This window comes from Cohnella baijiui, assembly GCF_020731285.1.
GTDB lineage: Bacteria > Bacillota > Bacilli > Paenibacillales > Paenibacillaceae > Cohnella.
Window position 1 is genome coordinate 58,923 of sequence record NZ_JAJFOW010000031.1, and the last position, 25,873, is coordinate 84,795.

Annotated in this window: 22 protein-coding genes; 17 read left to right on the forward strand and 5 right to left on the reverse strand. The window is 61.5% G+C overall.

The window, feature by feature from the left end; genetic code table 11:
• The first annotated feature begins 14 nt into the window (after nt 1–14).
• Together LKX83_RS23090 and LKX83_RS23095 are read left to right on the forward strand one after the other, a co-directional pair.
• Nucleotides 15–485 (forward strand): cytochrome c oxidase subunit II, encoded by a 471-nt coding sequence (locus tag LKX83_RS23090; protein ID WP_227885191.1) that lies wholly within the window; start codon nt 15–17, stop codon nt 483–485.
• Nucleotides 486–498: 13 nt separating this feature from the next.
• Entirely contained in the window at nt 499–2,136 is a 1,638-nt protein-coding gene (locus LKX83_RS23095; RefSeq protein WP_227885192.1) for a b(o/a)3-type cytochrome-c oxidase subunit 1, read from the forward strand.
• Between the two features lie 163 nt (nt 2,137–2,299).
• On the opposite strand, the gene LKX83_RS23100 is transcribed toward LKX83_RS23095, so the two are convergent.
• From LKX83_RS23100 to LKX83_RS23110, 3 genes are all read right to left on the reverse strand, one after another.
• Nucleotides 2,300–2,659 carry an ArsR/SmtB family transcription factor gene (locus LKX83_RS23100; RefSeq protein WP_227885193.1) on the reverse strand — a complete coding sequence of 120 codons (360 nt, stop codon included), beginning with the start codon at nt 2,657–2,659 and terminating at the stop codon, nt 2,300–2,302.
• The gene (locus tag LKX83_RS23105; protein ID WP_227885194.1) at nt 2,659–3,084 is read right to left on the reverse strand and encodes an SRPBCC family protein; all 426 of its coding nucleotides are present in this window, start codon (nt 3,082–3,084) and stop codon (nt 2,659–2,661) included. The genes LKX83_RS23100 and LKX83_RS23105 overlap by 1 nt, the downstream gene beginning before the upstream one ends.
• Nucleotides 3,085–3,197: 113 nt before the next feature.
• On the reverse strand, nt 3,198–4,358 hold the full coding sequence (locus LKX83_RS23110; RefSeq protein ID WP_227885195.1) for a conserved virulence factor C family protein: 1,161 nt from the start codon (nt 4,356–4,358) through the stop codon (nt 3,198–3,200).
• 329 nt (nt 4,359–4,687) lie between these two features.
• Here LKX83_RS23110 and LKX83_RS23115 point away from each other — a divergent pair, with 329 nt between their 5' ends.
• The 4 genes from LKX83_RS23115 (at nt 4,688) to LKX83_RS23130 (ending at nt 9,660) form a co-directional block, all read left to right on the forward strand.
• Complete coding sequence (locus tag LKX83_RS23115; protein WP_227885196.1) at nt 4,688–5,662, forward strand: MBL fold metallo-hydrolase; 975 nt, start codon at nt 4,688–4,690, stop codon at nt 5,660–5,662.
• Complete coding sequence (locus tag LKX83_RS23120) at nt 5,659–7,278, forward strand: ABC-F family ATP-binding cassette domain-containing protein (protein WP_227885197.1); 1,620 nt, start codon at nt 5,659–5,661, stop codon at nt 7,276–7,278. The genes LKX83_RS23115 and LKX83_RS23120 overlap by 4 nt, the downstream gene beginning before the upstream one ends.
• A 302-nt stretch (nt 7,279–7,580) precedes the next feature.
• Nucleotides 7,581–8,387, forward strand: coding sequence for a DUF4362 domain-containing protein (locus tag LKX83_RS23125; protein WP_227885198.1), 807 nt, complete (start codon nt 7,581–7,583; stop codon nt 8,385–8,387).
• A 250-nt stretch (nt 8,388–8,637) separates the two neighbouring features.
• Entirely contained in the window at nt 8,638–9,660 is a 1,023-nt protein-coding gene (locus tag LKX83_RS23130; protein ID WP_227885199.1) for a C40 family peptidase, read from the forward strand.
• A gap of 324 nt (nt 9,661–9,984) precedes the next feature.
• Here LKX83_RS23130 and LKX83_RS23135 read toward each other — a convergent pair whose 3' ends face one another.
• A complete protein-coding gene (locus LKX83_RS23135) occupies nt 9,985–11,121 on the reverse strand; it encodes an MGDG synthase family glycosyltransferase (RefSeq protein WP_227885200.1) in 1,137 nt (378 codons plus the stop codon).
• 176 nt (nt 11,122–11,297) lie between these two features.
• Between LKX83_RS23135 and kapB the strand changes: the two genes are divergently transcribed.
• From kapB to LKX83_RS23190, 11 genes are all read left to right on the forward strand, one after another.
• Entirely contained in the window at nt 11,298–11,672 is a 375-nt protein-coding gene (gene kapB, locus LKX83_RS23140; RefSeq protein WP_227885201.1) for a kinase-associated lipoprotein B, read from the forward strand.
• Between the two features lie 114 nt (nt 11,673–11,786).
• A complete protein-coding gene (locus LKX83_RS23145) occupies nt 11,787–12,380 on the forward strand; it encodes a TetR/AcrR family transcriptional regulator (RefSeq protein WP_227885202.1) in 594 nt (197 codons plus the stop codon).
• Nucleotides 12,381–12,473: 93 nt separating this feature from the next.
• The gene (locus tag LKX83_RS23150) at nt 12,474–14,588 is read left to right on the forward strand and encodes a YhgE/Pip domain-containing protein (RefSeq protein WP_227885203.1); all 2,115 of its coding nucleotides are present in this window, start codon (nt 12,474–12,476) and stop codon (nt 14,586–14,588) included.
• A 47-nt stretch (nt 14,589–14,635) separates the two neighbouring features.
• Nucleotides 14,636–14,812, forward strand: a complete 177-nt coding sequence (locus LKX83_RS23155; RefSeq protein ID WP_227885204.1) for a YjfB family protein — start codon at nt 14,636–14,638, stop codon at nt 14,810–14,812.
• A gap of 830 nt (nt 14,813–15,642) precedes the next feature.
• Nucleotides 15,643–17,901: an Ig-like domain-containing protein gene (locus LKX83_RS23160; RefSeq protein WP_227885205.1), complete on the forward strand. Its 2,259-nt coding sequence runs from the start codon at nt 15,643–15,645 to the stop codon at nt 17,899–17,901.
• Nucleotides 17,902–18,109: 208 nt separating this feature from the next.
• Nucleotides 18,110–19,891 (forward strand): sensor histidine kinase, encoded by a 1,782-nt coding sequence (locus tag LKX83_RS23165; protein WP_227885206.1) that lies wholly within the window; start codon nt 18,110–18,112, stop codon nt 19,889–19,891.
• Entirely contained in the window at nt 19,872–20,915 is a 1,044-nt protein-coding gene (locus LKX83_RS23170; protein WP_227885207.1) for a response regulator, read from the forward strand. Before LKX83_RS23165 ends, LKX83_RS23170 begins: the two co-directional genes overlap by 20 nt.
• A gap of 240 nt (nt 20,916–21,155) precedes the next feature.
• On the forward strand, nt 21,156–22,562 hold the full coding sequence (locus tag LKX83_RS23175) for an ABC transporter substrate-binding protein (RefSeq protein ID WP_227885208.1): 1,407 nt from the start codon (nt 21,156–21,158) through the stop codon (nt 22,560–22,562).
• 80 nt (nt 22,563–22,642) lie between these two features.
• Complete coding sequence (locus LKX83_RS23180; protein WP_227885209.1) at nt 22,643–23,527, forward strand: carbohydrate ABC transporter permease; 885 nt, start codon at nt 22,643–22,645, stop codon at nt 23,525–23,527.
• Nucleotides 23,524–24,348 carry a carbohydrate ABC transporter permease gene (locus tag LKX83_RS23185; protein ID WP_227885210.1) on the forward strand — a complete coding sequence of 275 codons (825 nt, stop codon included), beginning with the start codon at nt 23,524–23,526 and terminating at the stop codon, nt 24,346–24,348. Before LKX83_RS23180 ends, LKX83_RS23185 begins: the two co-directional genes overlap by 4 nt.
• A gap of 40 nt (nt 24,349–24,388) precedes the next feature.
• The gene (locus LKX83_RS23190) at nt 24,389–25,423 is read left to right on the forward strand and encodes a Gfo/Idh/MocA family protein (protein WP_227885211.1); all 1,035 of its coding nucleotides are present in this window, start codon (nt 24,389–24,391) and stop codon (nt 25,421–25,423) included.
• 232 nt (nt 25,424–25,655) lie between these two features.
• Here the strand turns inward: LKX83_RS23190 and LKX83_RS23195 are convergent.
• The coding region (locus LKX83_RS23195; RefSeq protein ID WP_227885212.1) for a hypothetical protein at nt 25,656–25,873 on the reverse strand (218 nt) is incomplete at its 5' end.

Below are 25,873 nucleotides of genomic sequence, written 5' to 3' on the forward strand. Positions count from 1 at the left end.
GGAGAGAGTCGCGGATGCATCTGCATCGTTTGGAAAAAACCTGGCTCGGCATCGGCATCGCCATGCTGGTCCTATTCCTGGCCACCCTCGGCACGATGGCGTTCAGCATGGGGATGGCGCCGCCGAGCGAGCACCACCATACGGTCGATCCGAGAAAGGTCGCCGAGACGGCGCCTTTCGATAAACCGGGCATGACCCGGATCGGCGACCATCGGTACGAGGCCGTCATGGTCGCCTACGCCTTCGGCTACGAGCCGGAGACGCTCGAGGTGCCTGCCGGCTCGCGGATCGACTTTACGCTGACGAGCTCGGACGTCGTCCACGGCTTCGAAATCGTGGGCACGAACGTGAACGTGATGGTGCTGCCCGGCGAAGTAAGCCACGTCAGCCATACGTTCGACAAGCCCGGCGAGTATTTGATCCTGTGCAACGAGTATTGCGGCACGGGTCACGAATATATGAAAACGACCATCGTCGTCAAGTAGGAGGGCGCATCGCATGACACCGACATTCGACCGCAAGGACGGCAAGCTGGTGCTCGCCCACGTGCTGTTCGCGTTTGCGGCGCTGCTGGCTGGCGGCGTCGCCGGCCTGCTGCAAGGCCTGGTGAGGGGCGGCATGGTGACGCTGCCCGCGAACATCGGCTATTACGAGCTGCTCACGGCGCACGGCGTGCTGATGGCGCTCATCTTCACCACGTACTTCATTATCGGATTTCTGTACTCGGGCGTGTCCCATACGCTGGGCGGCAAGCTGCTGCCGACGGCCCGCAAGCTAGGCTGGACAGGGTACGCCGTCATGTCGGCCGGCACCGTGCTGGGCGTCGTCATGATCCTGCTAGGCAAGGCCAGCGTGCTCTATACCTTCTACGCGCCGATGAAAGCTTCGCCCTGGTTCTACGTGGCGCTGGCGCTCGTCGTCGTCGGGAGCTGGCTGAGCGGCTTCGGCATCTTCCATCAATACGTACGCTGGCGCAAGCTCCATCGCGGCCAGGTGTCCCCGCTGTTCGCGTTTATGGCCGTCGTCATTTTGCTCCTGTGGCAGATCGCGACGCTCGGGGTGGCGGCCGAGGTGGTCGTGCAGCTGATCCCGTGGTCGTTCGGCTGGGTCGACTCCGTCAACGTGGTGCTGAGCCGCACGCTGTTCTGGTACTTCGGCCATCCGCTCGTCTACTTTTGGCTGCTGCCCGCCTACATTTGCTGGTACGTGGTCATTCCCAAGATCATCGGCGGCAAAATTTTCAGCGACGCGCTGGCTCGGCTCGCGTTTATCCTGTTCCTGCTTTTCTCCATCCCGGTCGGCTTCCACCATCAGCTGATGGAGCCCGGCATCGGCGGATTTTGGAAATTCCTGCAGGTCGTACTGACCTTCATGGTCATCGTTCCGTCGCTCATGACCGCGTTCTCGATGTTCGCGACGTTCGAGATGAACGGCCGCGCCAAAGGCGCGAAAGGCCTCTTCGGCTGGCTCCGGGTGCTTCCGTGGAAAGACGTGCGCTTTTTCGCCCCGTTCATGGGCATGCTCGTCTTCATTCCGGCAGGCGCGGGCGGCATCATCAACGCGAGCAACCAGATGAACGCCGTCGTGCACAACACGCTCTGGGTCACCGGACACTTCCACCTGACTGTGGCGACGAGCGTCGCGCTTACCTTTTTCGGCATCGTCTATTGGCTCATCCCCGCCGTCACCGGCCGCGTCCTTACGCCGAGGCTGAACCGGCTGGGCATCGTGCAGACGCTCGTCTGGTGCGTCGGGATGCTGTTCATGTCCGGTCCGATGCACCTCGTCGGGCTGATGGGAAGCCCGCGCCGGACGGCCTACACGACCTACGGCGATCACCCCGACGCGATTCTCTGGATGCCGTACCACGTCGCCATGGCGATCGGCGGCACGATCCTGTTCGCCGGCGTCCTGCTCATCGTCGGTAACGTCATCGCTCTGCTGCGTGCGCCGAAAGGGGAGACGTCCTTCCCGATCGGAGAGGTGGCGGAGACCGCCGAACCGACGCCGCGCTACCTCGAGCGATGGAGCGTATGGATCGGCATCGCCGTGGCGCTGATCCTGTTCGCCTACACGGTTCCGCTCATCGACATGTTCCAAAGCACGGTGACGTCCCCCGGCTGGGTCACCTGGTAACGGGCTCGACATTGGCTCCGGCGGCCTCTAACGACAACAACCCTGCTCCGGCATCGCGCCGAAGCAGGGTTGTTTGTGCTTGACGGCATCGTTAGCCGAAGCAGGATTGTTTGTGCATGAGCGCATCGTTTGCCGAAGCAAGGTTCATAGTGCGGGAAGGCATTCACTCGACCGGCCGGGGTCCCTTGGGCAGCTCTTCCGGATGCTCGGTCTCGACCAGCAGCTTGAGCGCGGCGAGCTTGTTGTTCCAGTAGCGCTCGAAGTAGCCGAGCCAGTCGCGGAGCTCCTGCAGCGGCTCGGGCTGCAGGCGGTACCGCGTCTCCCGTCCGACCTTCTCCTCCGACACGAGGCCCGCCTCCGAGAGGATGCGCAGATGCTTGGACACGGCGGTGCGGCTCATCGGGAAATGGCTGCTGAGCGCGTTCACGGGCATCTCCCCCTCGGACAGCAGGCCGAGCAGCCGGCGGCGGGTCGGGTCGGCGATCGCCTGAAAGACGTCGTGCTTGGGCGCCGCCTCCGCCATCAGCCCTCGATGAAGGCGCGCAGTTTGGTGCCGATGCCCGCCCAGCCTCCGGCCATCCGTTCGCGGACGATGCGGTGGGATTCGCCGAATTCGGTCAGCGCGTCCTCGCTCCAGCCGCCGTGGATCAAGGTGAACTCGGTGCGATCGCCTTCCAGCTCCCGCAATTCGAACGTCAGCGTCCAGTCTTTGCCCCAATGAAACGCGAGGCGGTTCGGCGGGTCCAGCTCCGTCACCTTGCAGGGCGACATGCCGAACGGGCCGGCGTTCAGCTCGAACTCGCGGCCGACGGCCGGCTCGAAGCCGATGACGGGCATAAACCAGGCGCCGATGCCTTCGGCGGTGGACACGGCGGTCCACACTTTCTGGATCGGAGCGTTCAGCTCGAGCGTCTGGCGAATATCGGGCAAGGTTGCGCTTTGCGACATGGTGGATAACCTCCAAATGGCGTGATTTTAGGAAACCAAAAGGTTTCGAATTCATTATAGGAAACCTTTTGGTTTCCAGTCAAGCGTTTTCGCCAGGAAATGTCCGCCAGTCGTCAGGACTCGTTCCGATTCTCTTGCTCCCGCAAACGCGTCATCTGCTGCCAGACGGAGCCGGCCGCTTCTTCGCCGTTGCGGATGCGCGCCACCGCCATCTCGGCCTGCAGCTTCACCTCGAACTCCTGCTCAGTCGCGGCGACGCGACCGAGCGCCTCCAGCGCCGTCTCGTCGCCGGCTTCGTACAGGAAGCGCGCGGCGCGCCAGCGCACGAGCTTGTTGCCGTCGCCGAGCGCCTTCACCATCGGTCCGATCGCGGCGGAATCGCCGATGTCGGACAACGTGTCGCCCGCGGTGCGCCGGACGGACGCCGACGAATCCTGCAGCGCGCCGAACAGCGGCGGCAGCGCCTCGGGAATGCGCAGGTCGCCGAGGTAGACGACGGCCAGCCGGCGCACCGAGACTTGCGTGTCGCGCACGGCTTGCTCCAGCAGGGGCAGATGCGCCGGCTCGGGCTTCATCCGCGCGAGCGCCGCGTAGCGCGTCTCCCAGTCCGGCGCCCGCAGGCGCTCGGCCAGCTCCTCCATCGTGAGCTGCGCCGGCGGTTCGGGCGGCGGCGCCTCCTCGCCGGCTTGGGCGCCCAGCGCCTGCGCCTGTTCGATGAGCGAGCGGAGACGATCGTCGGGGTAAGCTGCCGATAGCTCCCGCTTCACTTCCTCGAGGATGTCCTGCGGATCGCCGTAGCGGACGCCGTACTCCTCGAGCTTCCGCTCGCGGATCATCGTAGAGCCGGCGGCATCTGACACCGCCTTCGCGAATTTGTCCGGCAGCGCGGCGCGGGCCTCCTGTCCGCCGCTCTGCACCCGGATCTGCATCGGAATGCCGCGGTACACCTGCACGAGCACCCGCGCTTCCCCGAAGCCGTAGGCTTCCGGCGAAGCTTCCGCCGCGCCGTCGACGCGTTCGGCGCCGAACAGCTCGCGCACGGCGCCCAGGATGTCCGCCCAGTCCGCGTTCGGCTTGCGGTCCACCGCCAGGAAGTCGGCGGCGCGGAACACCGACTTGACGCCCGGGATGCCGAGCAGCCGGTGATAGAACGGCGGCACCTGATCCCGTTGGGCCAGGGTATACGTATAGCGCTCGTTGGCCGAGAGCTTCTCGTCCACGTTCAGCTTCATGGAGTTCGGGCTGGGCGTCGGTTCGATCGATAACAGCTTCATAGGTCCTCCTCGCTCTCCTGCGGTGTTTTCCTTCATCATACATGATCCCTTCCCGCCGATCCAACCGACCCTGCCCCGATTCCGACACGAGCCGGATCAGTCGCCCCCGGCGAAGTTAGCCCTCTTCCGCGCGTCGCGGCGGCGCCATCGCGGGTAAATAGAGGAAAGCAGGCAGGAGGGAAGCACCCGGGTTTGCCGCCGTCTCGAGCGATACCGGTCCGCAAAGCCGGGCCGGACGCCAAAAAAGAGGCGCGGAACGCGTCGACTTGTTTGGTACAATCGCGCTTTTCCTGCTATAGTATGAAGGAGTACATCCACGGAGGGGTTTCATGCGCAAAAGTCGCTACGGCAACCTGGATTCCATACGCGCGGGAAGCGCGGGCAGACACCAGTTCGCACGATGGCGCCAAGAACGGCTGCAGAAACTGATGAACAAGGAATACCAGGAATGTGTTCCGAACGTCGCTCCCGATTTGTCCTTTTTGCAGCACAACCGCCGCGAACCGACCATTACCTGGATCGGCCACTCCACGTTCCTCATCCAGATGGGCGGTCTGAATATCGTCACCGATCCCGTCTGGGCGCGCCGCATGGCGCTGCAGAAGCGGCTGGCGCCTCCCGGCATCGAACTATCGGACATGCCGTCGGTCGATGTCGTGCTCGTTTCCCATTCTCATTACGATCATCTGCACTTTGGCTCGCTGCGGCGGCTGAAGGGGCCGAAGCGGCTTTTCGTGCCTTCCGGGCTGAGTCGCAAGCTCGAGCTGCGCGGGTTCCGCGAGGTGCAGGAGATGACCTGGTGGGAGGATACGTCATTCCACGGGGTCAAGTTTTCGTTCGTGCCCGCCCAGCACTGGACCCGGCGCAATCCGTGGGACATGAACAATTCCCACTGGGGCGGCTGGGTTCTGGAGATCTACGGCGGACCCACGATTTATTTTGCGGGCGACAGCGGCTACTTCCGCGGCTTCGCGGAGATCGGCCGCCGGTTCGAGATCGACGTGGCCCTCATGCCGATCGGGGCTTACGATCCGGAATGGTTCATGGCCGCCCAGCACGTCAGTCCCGAGGAAGCGCTCAAGGCTTATCTCGATCTCGGCGCGGAGTATTTCGTTCCGATGCACTACGGCGCGTTTAAGCTGTCGGACGATACGCCCAAGCAGGCGCTCATGCGTCTCGAAGCCGAGCGAAGCCGTCTGGGCATTCCCCGCGATAAGTTATTTTTGCTGCATCATGGCGAAACCATGCGTTTTACGCAAAGCCATGTCACCGATAACGAAGCAAAGGATGGATTGGATTCATGATCACAGTTAGCAACGTCAGCCTCCGGTTCGGGAAACGCCCGCTCTTCGAGGATGTCAACATCAAGTTCACGCCGGGCAACTGCTACGGCCTGATCGGCGCCAACGGCGCCGGCAAGTCGACGTTCCTCAAGATTTTGTCGGGCGAAGTCGAGCCGTCGAGCGGCGAAGTATTCATCACGCCGGGCGAGCGGATGGCGGTTCTGAAGCAGAACCACTTCGAGTACGACGAGTTTACCGTTCTCGAGACCGTCATCATGGGCTACGAGCGCCTGTACAAGGTGATGAAAGAGAAAGACGCGATCTACGCGAAGGAAGACTTCTCCGACGAGGATGGCATGCGGGCCGGCGAGCTCGAAGCCGAATTCGCCGAGATGAACGGCTGGGAAGCCGAGAGCGACGCGGCGGAAATGCTGAACGGCCTCGGCATCACGACCGATCTTCACGACAAGAAGATGGGCGAGCTGGGCGGCAACGAGAAGGTGCGCGTCCTGCTTGCGCAAGCGCTGTTCGGCCAGCCGAACATCCTGCTGCTTGACGAACCTACCAACCACTTGGACCTGGAGTCGATCAACTGGCTGGAAGAGTTCCTCGCCCGCTACACCGGCACCGTCATCGTCGTCTCGCACGACCGGCACTTCTTGAACCAGGTGTGCACGCACATCGCCGACATCGATTTCAGCAAGATCCAGATGTACGTGGGCAACTACGACTTCTGGTACGAGTCGAGCCAGCTGGCGACCCAGCTCATGCGCGACCAGAACAAGAAAAAAGAAGACAAGATCAAGGAGCTGCAGGCGTTCATCCAGCGCTTCTCCGCCAACAAGTCCAAGGCGAAGCAAGCGACGAGCCGCCGCAAGATGCTCGACAAGATCTCGCTCGACGACATCCGTCCTTCGAGCCGCAAATATCCGTTCATCCAGTTCAAGCCGGAGCGCGAAGCGGGCAAGCAGATCGTCACGGTCGACAACGTCTCGCTTGCGATCGAAGGCGAGAAGGTGCTGGACGGCGTCTCCTTCGTCGTGAACAAGGGAGACAAGATCGCGCTCGTGGGCCCGTACGGCCAAGCGAAGACGGCGCTGTTCCAGGTGATGATGGGCGAGCTGACGCCGGACTCCGGCTCCGTCAACTGGGGCGTGACGATCACCCCGGCGTACTTCCCGAAGGACAACGCCGCCTACTTCGAAGGCGTGGAGCTGTCGCTCGTCGACTGGCTGCGCCAATACTCGAAGGACCAGGACGAGTCGTTCATCCGCGGCTTCCTCGGCCGCATGCTGTTCTCCGGCGACGAGTCGCTGAAGAAGGCGTCGGTGCTGTCCGGGGGCGAGAAGGTGCGCTGCATGCTGTCCAAGATGATGCTGACCGGCGCGAACACGCTGTTGCTCGACGAGCCGACCAACCACTTGGACCTCGAATCGATCACCGCGCTGAACAACGGGCTCGTCGATACCGACGAGACGATGATCTTCACGTCGCATGACCATCAGTTCATCCAGACGATTGCCAACCGCATCATCGAGATTACGCCGAACGGCCTGATCGACCGGATGACGACGTACGACGAGTACCTCGAGAATCCGGAAATCAAGGAGCTGCGCGCGCGCATGCTGCCGGCCTGACGTTCGAACCCTTAAACCCTGCCCGCTTCGGCGCGGCGGGGTTTTTTGACGGATGGGGAAGCTCCTTTGCACGCGGATTGATTATTGTAATACAATTGTAATATTCCAGCCGTTTCAATTCCGCTAGAAATGTACAAGGTATGAATGACCCCCCTTTTCAATATAATCATTCCCTTGGAGCTCACGGCCGCATGGCCTTGGGCTCGCTTTTTTTTGTAGGAGGAAGAGCGGGATCGAAATGAAAGGCGGACTGCAACCCTTGGCCCTCTATGCGCGTCTAGTAGGCAACAGGAGGGATGGGAATGCGCAAACGGGTGTGGGGAGCGGCTGCCGTGCTGCTGCTTTTATGCGGCGGCTGCATGCCCGGCGTGGAGCGTGCGCAAGCGCCGGCAAGCGGCGTGCCGAAGACGGCGGCTCCATCGGCACAGAAGACTTTCGCTTCGAGCGACCAGGTCGTCGTCAGCCGCTCGCTCGCGTTCGGCAAGGTGAGCGAGAAGACGTACGGCATCTTCGCCGGGCAGGAGGATGTTCGGGCATTCGAGGAGGCCATCCGCACCGGCGAGCGCATTCAGGGGGTGCTGGACGTGGTCGAACCGGACTACGACGCCGTTGTTGCGGCAGGGGGGCGGCAGGAAATCCACTTGTGGCTGGATGCGAAGGCGGACATCGGGATGTTCACGTTCGTCTCGGATACGGGGACGGGCTACCGGCTGACGGCCGAGGCCACGCGCGAGCTGCGCGATCGGATCTGGGGTCTGCGGTACGATCCGGAGCTGGCGGAGCGCAACGGCGACGTCGTGAACCTGCACGGCAAGGTGGCCAATGCGGACGAATGGGAGCGGTTTGCCGAACACGTCGCGGCGGGGGTGCCGGACGAAGTCCAGGTCGTGTCCTATACGATCGAAGGAGGCCCGATTTTCGACAATCTCTCTTACGACGGCCAAGCCATCCGGCACCGGTACGACAATACGCACGACGCATACGGGACGCCCGTCAAGCAAACGACGTTTTGCGAGAAGCTCTCTAAGACGTCCGAGGGCGAGGGGACAGCTTACACCCTGGCATCGTGTGATCGGAAGGAGAACGGCTTCCGCATGGTCATGCCATGAAGGGGATAGATTGGTAAATGTAGGAATACGGGGAGCGCAAGTCCTTCGGGGACGGCGTTCCCCGTTCTTTTTTCCTAGAGGCGGGTGGAACTCTTTGCCTAGAGAGGAAAAGCCGAGTAAGCCGTCCGGCTGATGGAAGGCGCAAGCGTCCGAACTATAATGGACCCGTGGGTTTGCTTTCGACAAAATTCCACACTATCCATCGTAAGGAGGATGTCTTATCACCATCAAACGCGGCGTTATCGGCCTATTGTCCTCACTGTTGTTCGCCTCCGCTATTCCCGGTCTGGCTTCGGCCGCGACCGCAAGCTCGGGTACGGCGGACGTCGTTTCATCGGTCAGCTTTCGGGACCAGCCCAGCACTTCATCCCATGTCATTCGCTATCTGAAGCAGGGCGACCGCATCACCTTGCTGCAGCAGGTTAACGCATACTGGTACCAAATCAAAGACGGCTCCGGCGAAGTCGGCTACGTCTCCGCGAACGAGAAGTACATCCGCGTCGGACAAGCTCCATCCACGCCGGCTACCCCGGCCGTCGGCGGCAACGCGACGATTGTCAGCTCCGTCAACTTCCGCAAGACCGCTTCGACGAGCGGAACGCAGATCCGCATGCTGAAAACGGGCGAACGCGTCACCGTCACCGGCCAACCGAACAGCTATTGGTACGCGGTAACGGACGCGAACGGCGTTTCGGGCTACGTGAGCACGTCTGCGAAATACATCAAGCTGGAAGGCGGAGCCACTCCGGCGCCAACGCCGACACCAACGCCCAAGCCGACACCGACGCCAACTCCCAAACCGACGCCAACGCCGACTCCTGCACCGCCTGCAAGCGCGAGCGTCGAGAAGGCTATCGAGGCGGGAATGAAGTATCTCGGCACGCCGTACGAGTACGGATCGGACCGCAGCTCGACCAAGACCTTCGATTGCTCGGCGTTCGTCCGCCAAGCGTTCAAGGACGGCCTAGGCATCACGCTGCCGGCCGATTCGCGCCAGCAGGGCGACTTTGTCCGGAAGAAGGGCAGCGTCACGACGGATTGGCATAAGCTCAAGCGCGGTGACTTGATGTTCTTCATGGACTACAAGGGAACGAAGGCGTCCAGCTACACGGGCAAATCCACGTTCGGGGAGAGGATCTCCCACGTCGCGATTTACCTGGGCAACGGCCAAGTGCTGCATACATACTCCAAAGTCTCCGGCGGCGTCCGGGTCGACAACATCGAAGGCAAGCATTGGGAATGGCGTTTCCTGTACGGCGGCAGCGCGATTTAATGGGTAGCTGGTCAGCGGAAGCTGGCCGGCTTTTTTGCGTCTGCGTAGGGCGGGTGCGGATGTAGGTGAAGGGCTTGCAGCGGGAGCGGGAAGGTTTGGCAGGAGCGGCGGAACGCGGGGGAGATGGTCGAGAAAATCGACAAACGGGCCAGCTTGCAGCGGCGATTATCGGAGGCGGACGTGGTTCTCGTCATGCCTCTGCCCCTTGACGAACGTCCAAATCCGCCCGAGCATCGAATCTCCGCCAAACCCGCCTCCCGCGCCGAAAAAGCGCCTCCGCCCGAAGGCGGGAGGCGCTCCCTATTTTCCCATAACCGCCCTTCCTTACTCGGCAGCCGTGATATCGTCCTTCAGCAGCGCGAGGATTGCCTCGGCGCATTTGGTCGGATGGTATTCGGCGTTTCGCAGGGCGAGCAGGGTGTCGCGGTGCTGATAGGCGGCATAAGGCACCTGGATCAGCTTGAACCAGCGGTCGATCGTCTCGGTGGAGGTAAGGAGCTCGCCGAAGCCGTGCGCCACGAAGTAGTCGAGATTCTCCTCCTCCTGCCCCGGGATCGGCTCGTAGAACAGCATCTGGATGCCCTTCGCCATGCCTTCCGTGCAGGTCATGCCGCCCGGCTTGGTCACGAGGAGATCGGAGACGTCCATCAGCTTGCTGACTTCCTTGGTGAAGCCGAGCACCTTGACGTTCGGATGCTGGAAGCGGGGGTCGGCCAGCAGCTTTTCGCGGGCTTTCTCGTTGCTTCCCATGCACAGGATAAGCTGCACGCGGTCCGCGAACGTCGTCATGTATTCGACCATCTGCTCGCCCGCCATCAATCCCCAGCCGCCGCCCATGATGAGCACCGTAGGCATGTCGGACAGCTCGAACTGCGCCAAAATCTCGGCCCGGTCGTGCGGATGCCAGAAGTTCGGATGGACGGGGATGCCCGTCACCTCGATGCGCGACGGCGCCACGCCCTGGCTGACGAGCTTGTTGCGCACCGTCGGGGAGCTGACGAGATACGCCGTGACCTCCGGGTTGGTCCAGGTGGCATGCGCGTCGTAATCCGTAATCAGGGTATACAAAGGAACATCCAATCCCAGCTGCTTCAGGCGGCTGACGACCGCGTTCGGGAACGGATGGGTGCATACGATCATATCGGGCTTCAGCTGGCGCACCACGTCGGATACTTGGTTGTAAAACAAGCGGTGCAGCGCGAACCGGGTGAGCCGATTGAGCGATTTATGGTAGTGGCCTCTATATAGTTTGCCGACGAGCTTCGGCTGTTTGCTGACGGTCTTGCGGTACGCGGACAAGATGAGCGGCCCGATGACGGGATTGAGAAACGTCCCTAGCTCGATGACGCGGGTCTGAACGCGCGGAGACAGCTGGCGCAGTCCGACGGACAGCGCGTAAGCGGCCTGCGTGTGTCCGGTGCCGAAGCCTTCGGAAAGCAGTAGAATTCGTTTTTTACGCATCGCCAAAGATCCCCCACTTTACCTTACTTCCATATTACGCGGTTCGAACGTCCGGGACAAGTGCGAGGGGGATTTATTTACAAGGAATTGACAGCATTGGCCGATCGTGGTGGATAGGTGCAAACGGGAGACGGGCTGGTGTAGAATGCAGGTAGTACGCAAGGGAGGCGAGCTTGATGGAAGCGCAGCAGCAATCGATCGTCAAGGCGGATTACAAAACGGGAACCTATCTCGGCCGGATCGTGGAGACGGACGGCCGCCGGACGCTGGTGGAAGTGCTGGCCGTGCTTCGGCATCCGACCCAGGGAGACCTGCACAGCTCCTTCGATCCGGACGCCCCGATCTTTCACGAGCGCCGGGCGTCGGCTTACCGGGAAAAGGTGTGGGCGATGTCCCACGAGGTGAAGCCGTACGCGGGCGAGGTGCCGGAATATCAGGCGTCGCTGGCCGCCGCCTTCGCCGCCGAAGAGGAGCGCATCGACCGGATGAGACGATGGGCAGAGCGCTGTCTGACGCAGCTGGCGAGTTTGAAGTCGGATTATCGACTGTAAAGGGTTGAAAACCGGTTCGGCCTGTGATATCTTGATTTGGAACGAATTGACCGGATTGTTATTTTGGTCAGTTTGCAGCAGCGACCGCATTGCGGAAACGAGAGGAGAGCCGCCATGACCCTCATGGAGCGTAGGACGCCGGACCGGCGCAAGCAGGTGATCGAGGCGGCATCCCGTTCGTTCGCCGCATTCGGCTACAAGGCGACGACAATGGATCAGGTCGCGAAGGCCGCCGGCGTCGGCAAGGGGACGATCTACACCTTTTTCGCCAACAAGGAAGAGCTGTTCGAAGAGATTCTGAAGGATCTCATCCGCGAGCTCAGAGCCGTGGCCGAGGAGACGGTGAATCATACGCTCCCGTTCGCGGACAATCTGATGCAGGTGCTGCAGCGCGTGCTGGGTTACCGCGATCGCCACGCCCTCGTCGCCAAGCTGTCGCAGGAAGTGCGCGACCTCGGAACGCCGATGGCAAAGGAGGGGCTCGAGGCTGTGGAGCGCTCGATCATCGCGTATATCGCGAACCACCTCGAGGAGCCGATGGCCAAAGGCGAGATCAAGCGCGCCGATCCTCAGCTGACGGCGTATATGATGCTGAAGATGTACCTGGCGCTGACAGCCGAAGGCAGCCATCTTCACGCGCCCTTGAGCGCGGAGGAAGTGCTGGCGCATTTCCGGTTTTACTGCATCGAAGGTTTGGCGGTCCGTTGATCGCTTCTTTTTTTGGTCTGAACTGACCAAATGAGGATTACGGTCAATAAGTACTAGATAGAAACGGATCGGAGATAAAGGAGAGGGATCTACATGTCAAAAGGAAACAATGCCCCCAGGGTCGTTGCGGGGGAATTTCGCCGGCTCTCGCGCAGCAAGATGGCGATGCTGTCGATGGTCGGCCTCATGGTCATCCCGCTGCTGTACAGCGGCATGCTGATCGGCGCCTTCTGGGACCCGTACGGCAAGCTCGGAGACCTCCCCGTGGCGGTCGTGAACGAGGACGCCGGCGCGACGATGAAGGACCGGCAGCTCGCGATCGGCCGGGATCTGATCGACGAGCTGAAGAAGAAGGACGACTTCAAATGGCAGTTCACCGACGCGAAGGACGCGATGGAGGGACTGAAGGATCACCGGTACTCTCTCGCCTTCGTCATTCCGGACGATTTCTCGAAAAAAACGGCGACGCTGCAGGACGAGACGCCGCAGCAAGCCGAAATCCAATACTTTGTCGACGACGGATGGAACTACCTCACGTCGCGGATCGGCGAGCAGGCTTCGGAGAAGCTGAAGACGGACGTGGCGCATGAGGTGACCAAGGCGTATGCCGACGCCGTTTTCACGTCGGTAGGCGAGGCTGCAGACGGCTTCGGCGAAGCGAGCGACGGCGCGTCGAAGCTGGCGGACGGCGCCAAGGACGCCAAGGACGGCGCGCAGCTGCTGCACGACAACCTCGCGAAGCTGTCCGACGGCACGATTAAGCTGCAGCAAGGCGTCGGACGGCTGGCCGGCGGCGCGGCCAGCCTCACGAGCGGCGCGCAGTCGGCCGCGAAAGGCGCCTCGTCGCTCGCGGACGGGCTGAAGCAGCTCGGCGCAGGCGGCGATCAGCTCGCTGCCGGCGCGGCCCAAGCCGACGCCGCCGCCGGCCAGGTGGCCGCGGGCGCGGGCAAGCTGGCCGACAGCGGCAAGGCGCTCGCCGACGGCGCCGGGCAGACGCAAGCGGGCGTTGCCGCGATTGCGGACGGCGCGGGCAAGCTGGCGGCCGGGCTGCAGCAGTACGCCGAGGCGCACAAGGACGACGCGGACGCGGCGGCGCTGCAGAAGCTGCTGGCGTCGGCGCAAGCGGTCGCGGACGGCGCCGGGCAAGCCCAGCAGGGCGCAGCCGCCGTGGCCGACGGCGCGGGCAAGCTCGCCGCCGGGCAGCAGGAGCTCGCGTCCGGCGCGACGCAGCTGCAGGCCGGCACGGCGAAGCTGCGCGAAGGGCTCGGCACGTTCGGCGCCAAGCTCGGCGAGGCCCAAACGGGTGCGGCGCAGCTCGCGGACGGCGCTGGGGAGCTAGCGACGGGCGCGGGCGCGCTGCAGCAAGGCCTGGCCGATGCGGGCAACGGCGTCGGCACCGTGAAGAGCGGCGCGGCGCAGCTAGCGGAGGGCTCGGTCAAGCTGCAGGACGGCTTGCAGCAGCTGCAGGACGGTTCGGGCGAGCTGTCGACCAAGCTCGGAGACGCGTCCAAGATGGCGTCCGAGGTGAAAACCGGCGACAAGCAAACGAGCATGTTCGCCGACCCGATCGGCGTATCCGAGCACAAGCTGACCGACGTGCCGAACTACGGCACGGGCATGACGCCGTACTTCCTGTCTCTCGGCTTGTACGTCGGCGTGCTGATGTCCACCGTCATCCTGCCGCTGCGAGACGCCGCCGGCCACGCGAAGAGCGGCTGGCGCTGGTACCTGTCCAAGCTGCTGCTGTTCGCGCCGGTCGTTCTGCTGCAGACGGTGCTCGTGGATACGGTGCTGCTCGCGGGCCTTGGCCTGAAGGTGCCGAACGTGATCGCCTTCTATGGGATCAGCGCCGTCATCGGCCTGACCTTCATGGCGATCGTGCAGTTCCTCGTCACGCTCGCCGATACGATCGGACGCTTTCTGGCGATCGTACTGCTCACACTGCAGCTCGCCTCGAGCGCGGGCACGTATCCGACGGAGCTGCTGCCGGCCTGGCTGCAGCACATCAGCGGGTGGATGCCGATGACGCACGCGATCGAAGCGCTGCGCGTGGCGTTGTCGAACGGACCCGCCTCGCAGATCGGCGATCAACTGCTGCTCCTGGGCGTTTACGCCGTCGTCTTTGCAGCGCTGACCGTCGCGCTGTTCGCGATTCGCCGCCGGCGGGGCGAATCGGGCGCCGTCGCCCTCTATCCCGCGAAGGGATAATGTGGTAGTCTGAGCTTGTTCCTACTACCCGACGAGGAGGTCTGTTGATGAGCGCAGTGAACGGAGTGACGGCGATCGCCACCGCTTCGCTTAAGCAGGAGGTCGGCTACGCCGTCCTGGCGAAGGCGAAGGATCAGACGGAGCAGCAGGGCCAGGAACTTATCCGTATGATGCAGATGAGCGTTCAGCCGCATTTGGGCGCGAACCTCGACATTTCGGTCTAATTACCAGGTAGGCATGGAAGCGTCCTTTCCGCACGGGCTGCGGGAAGGACGTTTCTTTTTGGGGAAGAGTCCCGGGGGCCCGCTCAGCCCCTTTTCGCCCGCCGTTGTCCGCCCAAACGGGTTAACGCCGTGCGCTTGGCCCCATTTCGCCTGGATTTGGCACCGAGATGTGCGGAAAAACCGCACAACTCCCGGCGTATTGTGAGAATCGGCACCGAGATGTGCGGAAAAACCGCGTAACTCCCGGCATTTGGCGGAACCCGGCACCGAGATGTGCGGAAAAACCGCACAACTCCCATCGTATTGTGAGAATCGGCACCGAGATGTGCTGAAAAAACGCACAACTCCCGTCGTATTGTGAGAATCGGCACCAAGATGTGCGGAAAAACCGCATAACTCCCGGCGTATTGTGGGAATCGGCACCAAGATGTGCGGAAAAACCGAATAACTCCCGGCGTATTGTGAGAATCGGCACCGAGATGTGCGGAAAAAACGCACAACTCCCATCGTATTGTGAGAATCGGCACCGAGATGTGCGGAAAAACCGCATAACTCCCGGCGTATTGTGGGAATCGGCACCGAGATGTGCGGAAAAACCGCATAACTCCCGGCGTTTGGCGGAACCCGGGCCCCTCTACTACGCGCCTTTCGTCAAGCGCCTCTGCTGCCAGCGGTCGCATCGTTCCAGTTCTCGCGCACCAATGCGAAATTGCGACTTATGTCCCGTTTTTTCGTCATTTTCTTCATTTTCCCAGCTCGGATGCCGTTACATGAAGTAGGACTGGACCTGGAAATTCAAGAATTCGTGCCTTAGGAGGAAATCTCGAACGATGATCAGCATCCGGAATGCAAGGAAACAGCCCTCTCGACAACGTCCCTCTTCGATTCTGACGCGCCTGACGGCGGTCTTGATGTTCGCGATTTTGCTCGGCCTGCCGATCGCTCAATCGGGCATCGCCTTCGCGGCGACGACGGTGACGAGCGTCCGGCTGGACGAACTGACGGCGGACGAGAAGACACTGTACGTTGAAGACGGCTCCCTGAGCCTGCTGCTGTGGGCCAACATGAACGTAGATGGAGTGAACCGGACGGACAACGTCACCAACGACGCGACATGGGTGTCCTCGAACCCGGCCGTCACCGTCTCCAAAGGCATCGTAACGGCGAACGGCGAAGCTTCGAACGTCGTCATCACGGGCAAATACCAAGGCTACTCCGCCAGCGTCACGCTGAATGCCAGGTACCGCTACGGCGATCTCAAGCTGAAGCGCCACGGCCTGTCGGAGACGGCGCCGGACAAGCTTGAAGTGCAGCTGGGCGAAACGCACAGCCTGGACGCGTTCGGCATCGACGGCGGCGTCGAGACGGATCTGACGTCGAAAGCGACGTGGACCTCTTCGAACGAAGCGGTCGCGACCGTCAGCAAAGGCGAAGTCACCCTCGTATCGGCGGGCAAGACGACGATCACCGCCCGTTACCAGGGCAAATCCGCCAAAATCGAGCTGACCGTCGCGCTGCCTTACAAGACGCTGGCCATTCAAACGAGCGACGGCAAGTCCGGCCCGTACGAGATGCAGATCGGCGAAGCCGACCTCGCGCTGAAGGCGGTCGCCACCAAGACCGGCGGCGGCAAAGAGAACGTAGCGTCCCTGGCGACGTGGAAGAGCTCCAACGAAGCGGTCGCGACGGTTGACGAGCGCGGTCGGGTCAAGGCGGTCAGTCCCGGTACGGCGACGATTACCGCGACGTACATGGGTTCGTCCGGCACCGCGACGTTCGCGATCCGCGCCCCGTATGAGGCGCTGCAGCTGGCGCCGGGCGATGCGCAGTACATCGCGCTCCAGGGCGGCCCGCTGATCGTGACGGCCAAAGCCGTGAACGGTGCCTATACGGATTTGGATCTGCCCGGCGCGGTATGGGAATCCAGCAACTTGCTGATCGTGTCGGTGAGCGGCTCCGGCGGCACCGCGACGGTCTCGCCGCGCGGCGAAGGCACGGCTAAGGTCAAGCTCACGTACAAGGGCGTCACGAAGGAGCTGTCCGTCACCGTCTACCCGACGATCGAGAAGATGGAGCTCGGCAAGACGAAGCTCGAAGCTTATGTAGGCGATTCGGGTGACCTCCCTTCGGTAAAGGGCACTTCGATCAACGGGACAACCGTCGATCTGGGCAAGGCCGCCGTTTGGACGTCCTCCGACGAGAGCGTTCTGAACCTGGACGAAGCCGGCAAATGGAAGGCGGCGGACGTCGGGACGGCCACCCTGACGGCGAAGGTCGCGAACGGCGCGAACGGCGAGATTTCCAAGTCGATCGAAGTGACCGTAACGAAGAAGGCGCTGACGCTGATCGCCAACAGCACCGAGCTTAGCGTCATCATCGGCAAGGAAATCGAACTGCCGCGCGTGCAAGTCGTCTATGAGGACGGCAACGAAGACGACGTCACCGACAAGGTCGTCTGGAAGTCCTCTTCGACGAATCTCGTCGTGAAGGAAAAGACGCTGAAAGGCCTGCTCGCCTCGAAGGTGACGCTGACCGGCACTTACGGCAACAAGACGGTCAAAGTGCAAGTGACGGTCGAAGAAGAGTATACGAGCTTCGTCGTCGAGCCGTCCGCCATCTCGCTGACCCTGAACAAGTCCCAGACGATCAAGGTGACCGGCAAGACGAAAAGCGGAAAAAGCGTGAGCCTCGGTTCGCGCGTCGAGTGGCAGCCGTCTTCGAACACGCTTCTCACGGTCAAGGGCGCCACCGTCAAGTCGCTTGCCGAGGAAGGCTACGGGAAGCTGACGGCGACCGTCCAGGGCAAGCAGCTGGAAATCCCGGTCACGGTCAAGGCCAAGCTGACCAAGTTGACCGTCTCGGAATCGTCGCTCGAGCTGTCCCCCGGCCAATCGGGCCGTGTAACGGTGACGGCGGTGTACGAAAACGGCCGAACGCTGGACGTCACGGCGTATTCCGCCTATTCGGCTCCTTCCGCCAAAGTCGCGAAAGCGACCGGCGGAACCGTTACCGCTCTAGCCAAAGGCTCCGTCTCGATCAAGGCGGCCTACGGCGGCAAGACGGTCAACATTCGCGTAAAGGTCAAATAAAGCCCCATGATGCTCTTGCGAGTCCCGGACTCGAATCCCGCCGCGCAGGCGGGATTTTTTTTTGCGCGGGGCCGTCCTGCGGGACCTGCACCAGTATGGGAAGCGCTTTCCAGGTGAAAAAAACCGGAGGTTTCGATAGAATGGACTCAAATCCCCGGGCCGGACCCAAGACAGCATAGAACGGACAAGCGAGGGGGTGAGCGGCGGCATGGACCGCATCAAGAAGCTGGTCATGGACCGGAAGTTTTTCACCAAGGTGTTCGTCTCGATCTCGATCGTCTCGTTCATCGGCGTCATTAGCATCGCCTTCGTCTACCAGCGCTACTTCAAGGAAGTGCTGACGAGCAACGAAATTTACCGGGTGCAGCGCTCCATCGACCAGACGGCGTTGAACCTGGACAATCAGCTGTACCGGATCGTGAACAACGTGCACTATTTCTTCGAATACTCGGGCAACGGCAATCGGCTAATGGCGCTGTCCTCGGCGGACGGACCGGAAGCGTCCCGGGACCGGACGTGGGCCGAGAACGCCCTCGGGGCTTTCAGGCTGCAGTATTCCAGCGAGATCGAGTCGGTCTTCTTCCTGCTGCGGGACCGCGCGGACGGAGGCCGGGAGACGCTCTATTACGACGCGGAGCTGACGCCGGTGCCGGAGATGGATTACCGGGCGCAAAGCTGGTACCGCGATTTCGTCGCGGGCCGGAGCAATTTCTGGTCGGAGCCGACGGAGGAGCTGCTCTTCTTTCAGGACCGCTCCCTCAAGACCGTCTATCTCACGCTGAGCCGGTACGACGCCCAGGGTCGTGACGGCATCCTCGTCGTGCGTTTGAACGGCAAAATGTTCAGCGACGCTTTCCGGTTGCTGGCGACGTCGGATCTGAACATCGAGCTGCGCAACGGCTCCGGCGCGATCGTGTACGCCTCGCCGACCTCCAAGGAGGGCGCGGACACGGCCGGGGACATCCGCATGGATTCCCACCTCGGCCACTCGGGCTTTCAGGTCCAAGCGCATATCAAGCGGACGTCCATCGATCAGGCGGTACGCAAAATCCGCAGCATTCAGCCCTACATCTTCGTTTTGATCGTGCTGATGACGCTGTTCATCTCCGCCGTCCTATCGCTGTCCCTCGTCCGTCCCGTCAAGAAGCTGCTGCGCCTGATGAAGCAGGCGGAGCTCGGCGATCTGCAGGTTCGATTCAACGGCAAGTTCGCCGACGAGGTCGGCATCCTGGGCAACGGCTTCAACCGCATGCTCGAAAATATGACGGCGTCCATCGACAAGGCGCACGACGCGGAGATGCAAAAGCTGAACGCGGAGATGAAGCAAAAGGACGCCACCTTGCTCGCCATGCAGAACCAGATCAACCCTCACTTCCTGTACAACACGCTGGAAGTGATCAATTGCCAGGCGATCATCCATGAGGTGCCGAGCATCAGTCGCATGAGCAAGGCGCTCGCCGACTTTTTCCGCTATTCGATCGACCATCCGAAGGCCGAGGTCCCGCTCGCGATCGAAGCCGCCCACGTGCGCACGTACCTGGATATCCAGCACGAGCGCTATCCCGATCTGGAGATCGACATGGACGGACTGGCGGCGTACGGCCGCTATCCGATCGTCAAGCTGACGCTGCAGCCGATCGTAGAGAACGCCTTCAAGTACGCCTTCGCGGGGCAGCGGGACTACTACCTGCGCATCTACGCGGAGGACGCGGGCGCGGACGGCTACGTCATCCACGTCGAAGACAACGGAGAAGGCATGGAGGAGGAGGCGCTGCGGCGGCTGAACGAGCTGCTTCGGGATCCTCGCGGCCATGACGGCGGGGAGAAAGGCATGCCCGCGGGCATCGGGCTGCTGAACGTCCAGCATCGGCTGCGGCTAAGGTACGGGGCGACCTACGGCCTTTCCGTGCACGAATCCGTTTCGGGCGGCGTAGACGTCGCCATACGACTGCCGAAGAGGGGGAACGGCGATGAAGATCCTGATCGTTGAAGACGAACCGGTCATTCGCCGGGGCGTCATGAAGCTGCTGGAGAACAGTCACATCGCGATCGCCGAAATGCGGGAGGCGAGGAACGGCGAAGAGGCGCTGCACGCCATTGCCGAGAGCAAGCCGGACGTGGTGCTGACCGATATCGAAATGAACGTCATGAACGGCTTGGATCTGATCGAGCGCATCCGGGAACGTCACGCAGACATGGAGCTGATCGTGCTTACCGGCCATGCCGACTTTCACTACGTGCAGCGCGCGCTCCGCCATCAGGTGGCGGACTATTTGCTGAAGCCGATCACCCAAGACGGCCTGAACCAGGTGCTGTCCAAGACGCTGCTCCGAGATCCGGCGAAATGGACATCGCTCATGGATCTGGACAGCATCCGCACGATGGCGGAGATCGTCGGGGCGTTGGCCCGGGACGTCATGGCCGAGCGGGGAGGCGACGCCGGGTCGCGCCTGCGCCAATGGTTCGGCTATTGCGCGGAGCGCGACTATTCATGGACGGAGTTCAAGCGGATCATGAGCCACTTCGAGCTGCTGTACCGATCCGAGCTGTACCTGCTGCTAAAGGAAGACCCGCTGGCCCATTCACCCGTCGAGCTCCGCGTGGCCGGCTCGATCGATGAGATGCGCGCCAACTGGGAACAATATTTGGCAGAGGCGATTGCCGCCATCTCGGACAAGCGGTCGCCGCGCAACAAACGCGTCGTGGACGAGGCCATTCGGTTCATCGAAGCTCGCTATGGCGACAAGGAACTGAATCTGCAGGCGATCGCGGCCCATGCCAAGGTAAGTCCGGCCTATATGAGCAAGATGTTCCGCGAGGTGATGGCGAAGCCGATTACCCAGTTCTTGAACGATTATCGGCTCGAACGGGCCGGCGCCTACCTGCTCGAGCACGCAGACGCCAAAATCGCAGTCGTCGCCGACGCTTGCGGGTTCAACGACTACCCTTATTTCTCTAAAGTGTTCAAAAAGCATTACGGCGTCTCCCCGATGGAATATCGGGAAAAACATTAGCAGGCGCAATATATGTGTCATGAACCTTGACATCAAGGTTCATTTTTTTATGGATTGCAAGCGATTTAGTTTTCAGAAGACAAGAAAAGGTGTCAGGATACATTGCTGAAAGCCTTTGCATTGCTTAGAATTTGGCTTGTAACCTCAATTGACATGTCAGGTTTGACGGGGATCGGCTAGCGCAGCCAAGTTAGAAAAAAGAAAACGTCCGATGATCATCCAGAGAAGGAGTGTAAGCTTGTGGCTAAAAAAATCATGCACATCGCCGTGGCATCCGTATTGACCGCGTCGCTCGCAGCTTGCTCGAGCGGGAACGGCGGGGGCGGCGCATCGAATGCGAGCAGCCCTAGCCCGTCGGCATCGTCCTCCGCCGCGGGCGGAGCGTCCGGCTCCGTCGCCACGCTGGCCGAATGGGGTCAGACGATCAAGAGCAAGTACGACGGCACGGAGATCAACCTCGCGTTCGCGAGCCATCCTTCCACGGACTCGTTCCAGAAGATGACGAAGGAGTTCGAAGACCTCACCGGCATTCACGTCAAGTGGGAGGTCATGGAGGAAGGCTACCTGAAGAACAAGCAGCTCCTCGACTTCACCGGGCGCACGGGAACGTACGACGTGCTCATGGTCGACGGCTTCTGGATGAGCGAATACGGCGCCAAGAAAGTCGTCGAGCCGCTGGACAAATGGATCGAAGACAAGACGCTGACGCCGGAATGGTTCGACTATGAGGATATCGTGCCGGCCTACCGGAACGGCATCAGCAAGTACGAAGGCAAAACGTACGGCATCCCGACGGCGGGCGAAACGCGGTTCATTGCGTACCGCAAAGACCTGTTCGACAAGTACGGCAAGCAGCCGCCGAAGACGATGGACGAGTTCCTCGAGCTCGCGAAGTTCTTCAACGGCAAGGAAGACGGTCTGTACGGCGTGTCGATGCGCGCCCAGCGCGGCACGCACGCGGCCTCCGGCCTGCTGAGCCTGATGTACAACTTCGGCGGCGGCTTCATCGATCAGAAGACGGGCAAAGCGACGATGACCGATCCGAAAACGATCCAGGCGATGCAGTTCTACGTCGACCTGCTCCAAAACGCGCCGAAGGACGTCGCCTCGTACACGCACGAAGAAGCGCTCTCCGCCTTCACGACGGGCAAAGCGGCCATGTGGCTGGACGCGACCGCCCTCGCGAACCGCATCCTCGATCCGAGCGGCTCCCAGGTCGCGGACAAAGTCGCCTTCGCGCCGACGCCGGAAGGTCCGGCAGGCCGCGCCAGCGCGCTCGCCGGCTGGAACATGTCGATCTCGGCGCTGTCCAAGAAGCAGGAAGCGGCATGGGCCTTTATCGTCTATATGAACAGCAAGGAAAAGGCGAAGGAATACGTGCAAGGCGGCGGCGTGCCGGTCCGCACTTCGGTGTACAAGGACGAAGAGCTCGCGGCCAAAAACATCTCGTATCCGGTGCAGCTCGAAGCGCTGAACGACGCGAACGTGCTTGTCGAGAAGGGCATCTCCTGGATCCCGCCGAGCCCGAAGCTGGGCCAAATCCTCGACCGCGTCGGCTACTACGTGAGCGCCGCCATGTTCGACAAGATGACCGTCCAGGAAGCGGCGGAAAAAGCGCAAAAAGAAGTGGAAGACATTACCGGGTAATTCACGCAAGACGGTCCGGAAGGGCCGGGCGGGGCAGCTGCGCCGTCCGGCCGTTCGTTCCGGAAAGGAGATGAAGCGATTTGCTGCGCGATTACTTTCACAAACGACCTCACTTGACCTACATCATGCCGGCGATGCTCATTCTCGGCATTCTTACGTTTATTCCAACCTTGTTCCTGTACGGGCTCAGCTTGACGAACTACGAGCTCGGCTATCCGGACTTCAAGTTCGTCGGGCTGGACAACTTCGTCCGGCTGTTCTCGGGCCGGGACGCGGAGTTCTGGTACTCGATGCGGATCAGCATCGGCTTTATGATCATCGTCACCGTGGCCGAGCTGCTCCTCGGCTTTTGGCTGGCCGTCCTGCTGGATCGCGAGTTTAAGCTGAAGCCGCTGGTGTTCGCCTGTCTGATCGTTCCGATCGCGATGACGCCGAGCATCACGGGCCAAATTTGGAAGCTCATGCTGAACGCGGAAAACGGCGTCGTCAATTACCTGCTTCACTTTTTCGGAGGCAAGGTGATTTGGCTGTCCGCCGAAAACGCCTACCTGTCCACCATTCTGGTCGACATTTGGCAAAACACGCCGTTCGTCGCATTGATCATATACGCCGGCATGCGCTCGCTGCCTTCGGAGCCTTATGAAGCGGCGGCGATCGACGGCGCGAACCGGGCGCAGATTTTCCGCTACGTCACGCTGCCGCTGCTGCTGCCGATGATCCTGCTCGCCGTCGTGTTCCGCGCGATCGATTCGCTTAAGACGTTCGACATTCCGTACTCTCTGACGCAAGGGGGACCGGGCAGCACGACCGAATTCCTGAGCATGCACGTCTATCGGCTCGGCTTCGCGCAGACTGGCTGGGTCGGCCGCTCGGCGGCGGTATCGGTCGTCTTGCTCGTCCTGATCACGGTCATCAGCTGGCTGCTCATTCGGGCTTACCGGAAAGGGGTGGAGAACCGGGGATGAATACGTACGGCAGCAAAAGAGTCGGCTTCGGAACGGGGATCGTCCTCCTGATCGTCTGCGTGCTCTGCGTGTTCCCGATGTTCTGGATGATCCTGGTCAGCCTCAAGTCCAAAGCGTTGACGTACGACCCGAGCGTCTGGTTCTTCTCGCCGACGCTGGAGAACTACAAGGCGGTCTTCGAGAACCGGGGCGCGCTCGGTTACCTGAAGAATAGCGCCATCGTCGTCATCCTGACCACGATCGTCTCGATCTTCATCGGCGGGATGGCGGCCTACGGCTTCGCGCGCTTCGAGTTCAAGAAAAAGGAGAACCGCGCCTTCTGGGTACTCAGCTTGCGGATGCTGCCCCCGATGGCGAGCGTCATCCCGCTGTTCGTCATGGCGAGCCTGATCGGGGTGCTGGATACGCACGTGGTGCTCATCGTCGCGTACATGCTGTTCAACATTCCGTTTACGATCTGGATGATGCGCAGCTTTTTCGAGGAAATCCCGGTGGCGCTCGAGGAGGCGGCGTTCGTCGACGGGGCTTCGCGGTTCCGGACGTTCGTGCAGATCATTCTGCCGCTGGCCGTGCCCGGCTTGATCGCGACCGCGATCTTCTGCATCATCAACTCGTGGAACGAGTTCGTGTTCGCGCTGTTCCTGACGAGCGCGCACGCCAGCACGCTGCCGACGACCGTCACGCTGTTCCTGTCGGTGTCCGGCGTCGCTTGGGGCGAGATGTCCTCGGTCGGCGTCGTCACGATCCTGCCGATGCTGCTCTTCGCCATGATCGTCCAAAAGTATATGATCCGGGGGCTTACCTTCGGAGGCGTCAAGTAATCATTCATTCCACTTCATCACGGGAAAGGCGATGGACAATATGTCGAAAATCAAAATGGGGATCGTCGGAGCGGGCACGTGGGGAGAAACGCATGCCTTCATTTATAACGATCATCCGAACGCGGAATTCGCGGCGATCTGCGATCTGAACGGCGAGCGCGCGCGGGCGCTGGCTGCCAAGTTCAATCTGCCGGAGACGGCCGTGTTCACGGATCACCGGGAGATGCTGGAGAAAGCGGACATCGACGCCGTCGCGATCGTCACCCCGGACTTCGCCCATACCCGGGTCGCCGTGGATTGCGCGAACGCAGGCAAGCACTTCATCATCGAGAAGCCGCTCACGACGTCGAAGGAGGAAGCCGACGAGATCGTCGCCGCCGTCGAACGCAACGGCGTGCGCATGATGGTCGACCTGCACAGCCGGTGGAGCCCGCTGTTCGCGCTGCCGAAGCAGTCGATCCTGGACGGCGAGATCGGCGAGCCCTACAGCGCCTACTACCGCCTGAACGACATCAAGTGGGTGGCGACGGATCTGCTGCCCTGGGCGGCCAAGTCGTCGATCCTCTGGTTCCTCGGCTACCACAGCGTGGACGTCCTGCGCTGGCTGTTCGACGACGAAGTGGCGCGCGTCTACTCGGTCTCCCGTTCCGGCGTGCTGAAGGACCTGGGCGTCGACACGACGGACGTCTACCAGACGATCCTCGAATTCCGCAAAGGCGGCATCGCCACGATGGAGAACGGCTGGATCACGCCGAACACCAACCCGAACGTCAACGACATGAAGCTGAACATCACGGGCACGAAGGGCATGTTCAATGTCGACCCGACGCACAGCCAGATGCTGGAGCGTTTCACGGAAACGAAGGCCGACCGTCCGGACCTGCTGGTCCGGCACTTCATCCACGGCAAGCCGAAGGGCTTCGCCTACGAGAGCATCCGCCACTTCGTGGACCAACTGATCAGCGGCGAGCCGTTCCTGGTGACGATGGAGGACGCGTACAACACGACGATGGTCATCCTCGCGATCATGGAGTCCGCGAAGACGAGAATGCCGGTCGAGGTTCGTTATAGCTAAGCGGATCGACGATCCGGCGGGGCGCGATGTCGCGCCGCATGACAAAAGGGGCTGGCCCAAAAGTCATCCGGTTCATTTAATGACTCCCGCGCAGAACTGATTTTCATCGAGAAAAAAGGACCTTAACCTCCACTTGTTATTAGAGGTTGAGGTCCTTTTGTTTGATAGTCGGGATATTCCCTGGTCACGCGATTGGAAACCGGGGTGGGCCAGTTGGAGCAAAATGCTCCAACTAGGGCGGCCAGGTGGTCGCGACGTCGTCAGATGGAGCAAAATGCTCCAACCAGGTGCGAGTAGCGCACCCCGACACTCCGCCGAAATAGGGAACAAATTGTTCCTTATTCCCCCGCGCTCCCGCGACTCCGCTGAAATAGGGAACAAATTGTTCCTTATTCCCCCGCGCTCCCGGTACTCCGCTGAAATAGGGAACAAAATGTTCCTTATTCCCCC

Coding starts and splice junctions, on each gene's coding strand:
- LKX83_RS23150 (WP_227885203.1), top strand. CDS start 12,474: ATGTCAAAAGGAAACAATGCCCCCAGGGTCGTTGCGGGGGAATTTCGC.
- LKX83_RS23145 (WP_227885202.1), top strand. CDS start 11,787: ATGACCCTCATGGAGCGTAGGACGCCGGACCGGCGCAAGCAGGTGATC.
- LKX83_RS23105 (WP_227885194.1), bottom strand. CDS start 3,084: ATGTCGCAAAGCGCAACCTTGCCCGATATTCGCCAGACGCTCGAGCTG.
- LKX83_RS23125 (WP_227885198.1), top strand. CDS start 7,581: ATGCGCAAACGGGTGTGGGGAGCGGCTGCCGTGCTGCTGCTTTTATGC.
- LKX83_RS23100 (WP_227885193.1), bottom strand. CDS start 2,659: ATGGCGGAGGCGGCGCCCAAGCACGACGTCTTTCAGGCGATCGCCGAC.
- LKX83_RS23165 (WP_227885206.1), top strand. CDS start 18,110: ATGGACCGCATCAAGAAGCTGGTCATGGACCGGAAGTTTTTCACCAAG.
- LKX83_RS23155 (WP_227885204.1), top strand. CDS start 14,636: ATGAGCGCAGTGAACGGAGTGACGGCGATCGCCACCGCTTCGCTTAAG.
- LKX83_RS23110 (WP_227885195.1), bottom strand. CDS start 4,358: ATGAAGCTGTTATCGATCGAACCGACGCCCAGCCCGAACTCCATGAAG.
- LKX83_RS23095 (WP_227885192.1), top strand. CDS start 499: ATGACACCGACATTCGACCGCAAGGACGGCAAGCTGGTGCTCGCCCAC.
- kapB (WP_227885201.1), top strand. CDS start 11,298: ATGGAAGCGCAGCAGCAATCGATCGTCAAGGCGGATTACAAAACGGGA.
- LKX83_RS23090 (WP_227885191.1), top strand. CDS start 15: ATGCATCTGCATCGTTTGGAAAAAACCTGGCTCGGCATCGGCATCGCC.
- LKX83_RS23185 (WP_227885210.1), top strand. CDS start 23,524: ATGAATACGTACGGCAGCAAAAGAGTCGGCTTCGGAACGGGGATCGTC.
- LKX83_RS23190 (WP_227885211.1), top strand. CDS start 24,389: ATGTCGAAAATCAAAATGGGGATCGTCGGAGCGGGCACGTGGGGAGAA.
- LKX83_RS23170 (WP_227885207.1), top strand. CDS start 19,872: ATGAAGATCCTGATCGTTGAAGACGAACCGGTCATTCGCCGGGGCGTC.
- LKX83_RS23160 (WP_227885205.1), top strand. CDS start 15,643: ATGATCAGCATCCGGAATGCAAGGAAACAGCCCTCTCGACAACGTCCC.
- LKX83_RS23115 (WP_227885196.1), top strand. CDS start 4,688: ATGCGCAAAAGTCGCTACGGCAACCTGGATTCCATACGCGCGGGAAGC.
- LKX83_RS23120 (WP_227885197.1), top strand. CDS start 5,659: ATGATCACAGTTAGCAACGTCAGCCTCCGGTTCGGGAAACGCCCGCTC.
- LKX83_RS23135 (WP_227885200.1), bottom strand. CDS start 11,121: ATGCGTAAAAAACGAATTCTACTGCTTTCCGAAGGCTTCGGCACCGGA.